The sequence below is a fragment of the Sphingomonas metalli genome (assembly GCF_014641735.1).
Lineage (GTDB): Bacteria > Pseudomonadota > Alphaproteobacteria > Sphingomonadales > Sphingomonadaceae > Sphingomonas > Sphingomonas metalli.
The window spans coordinates 1-1,802 of sequence record NZ_BMIH01000015.1 but is presented as its reverse complement, the minus strand read 5'-3'; the positions used below and the strand labels follow the sequence as shown (position 1 = coordinate 1,802).

Annotated in this window: 1 protein-coding gene and 1 pseudogene; one reads left to right on the top strand and one right to left on the bottom strand. The window is 62.6% G+C overall.

Features of this window, described 5'->3' with window-relative positions:
* A pseudogene (locus IEX18_RS18460) lies at positions 1-514 on the bottom strand (hypothetical protein); the annotation flags it as partial.
* 164 nt (positions 515-678) lie between these two features.
* Here IEX18_RS18460 and IEX18_RS18455 point away from each other — a divergent pair.
* Positions 679-1,692, top strand: coding sequence for a glycosyltransferase (locus IEX18_RS18455; protein ID WP_188661420.1), 1,014 nt, complete (start codon positions 679-681; stop codon positions 1,690-1,692).
* The last annotated feature ends 110 nt before the right edge of the window (positions 1,693-1,802 follow it).

The window sequence follows — 1,802 nt, the reverse complement described above, 5'->3', positions numbered from 1 at the left end:
ACTCATAGCCATGGTCCAGCGCCTTGCCCGGTCCCCGCTCGCCGCCGACCTGAACGTCCGCCGTACCCTCCCAGGTACACACGATCGTCGTCCCCTGACCCGACATCACCGATGAAGGCGGCGTCAGAACACGCCACGCCCCAGTGCCTACCGCCAGCTTCGGATACCCGCCCGCATCATACGAGCCGTCCCAATAGGCCGCATCCCGCCAATTGTCCCCCGTCGCCAAATTCGCCAACGTCGGCTCGCCACCATAATAAAACGCCGGCGCCACGTTCACACCCAGCTTGAAGCCGCGGGCGCCGGTCGGGGCGCTGGCAGTCGGCGCCGGGGTCGGCGTTGCGCTCGGCAGCGGCAGGGACGCAGGCACCGGCACGGACACGCCCGAGCTCGGCGACGATTGAGACGAAAGGACAACACCCATAGTCAGCACCGCCAGGATGGCACTACCCGCTTTGAGCTTGGCAGCCAGTTTGGACGATGACAGGAGCTTCTGGGCAATGGACATCAGCATGCGTTGGACTCCGAGCGACATGCAGCCAGCCTAGCGCGCAAATATTGACAGACTCTTCATCCGCCGGCTGCGTCGAGAACAGATATGATATCGTGCTCACCGGCCCGTCGCCGAACGAGACATGAGTCCCGGGACGCGCCGACTGCAAAGAAAGATCTTGGTTAATGGATAGCCCGGTTAAGCTTTTTGGATATGGCGACGCTTCACCGGATTGGCGTTGGATTGTGCCATTTTGGAACGATGTAGACATTACATGGCGCTATTTCTCGACCCAGCGTGGTAAATGGCTTTCAAGACTTCCTGGCCCTCATTGGGGACGAATCCGGGCAGCGGTTCATCTCAATCTGGTCAGCCGGATCACTCCACCGGCTGTGCTGACAAGCATCGGCCCTGCCAATAGCTTCTACGTCGAAGCGATTGTGCAACGCGGTAAAGCGCGGATCCCCCATCTCGCATGGGCGTTCAATTTTACGGATTTGCCCAAAGGTCGGCAGCGGGAAGCGATGATTCGCGCTCTTCAGCCCGTCGAGCGGTTCGTCGTCTTTTCGCAAATGGAGCGCCAACTTTACGCAGATTATTTCGATCTGCCGATCGAGCGCTTTCACTTCCTGCATTGGGGGGTGGCCTCACCACTCTCCATCCCTGAACCACGATCGATCGCCGGGCCTTATGTAGCGGCGCTGGGTGGCGAGGCGCGCGACTATGCGACGCTGATGGCGGCCGCACGGCAGCGGCCGGATACGCGCTTCGTCGTCATCGCTCGCCCCCATAATCTCGTTGGCATCGACGTGCCGGGGAATGTCGAGGTGCGCACGAACCTTCCTTGGGACCAAGCCTGGTCGCTGGTTGCCCACGCCGATCTGGCGCTGATCCCATTGTTGACGGGCGAAACGCCAAATGGGCATGTTACGCTCGTCGGTGGCATGCATCTCGGCAAGGCGCAGATCGTCACCGACAGCCGCGGCGTTCACGACTATGCGCAACACGAAGAGAATGCATTGCTGGTGCCGCCACGCGATCCGGGCGCGCTCGCCCGGGCAATCGAGCGTTTGCAGGACGATCCCGTGCTGCGGGCGAAGCTGGGCGAGAACGCCGCAGCCTTTGCCCGGGAGCATTGTTCGGAAGCGATGACGGCGCGGAGTGCGCGCCGTCATGTGGAGGCGTTGCTGGCCGGCTGACCGGTTCCCGTGGTTGCGCTTACCGTCCGAATTCGAGGGCGGCGCGGCGCTTGGGGGTTTCGGCGAGGGGCTGTCCGGCATATTCGCGCAGGCCCCAGGCGCCCCAGCCG

Bases quoted from the DNA above. Each gene is read 5' to 3' on its own strand.
- IEX18_RS18455 (WP_188661420.1), top strand. From the start codon at position 679: ATGGATAGCCCGGTTAAGCTTTTTGGATATGGCGACGCTTCACCGGAT.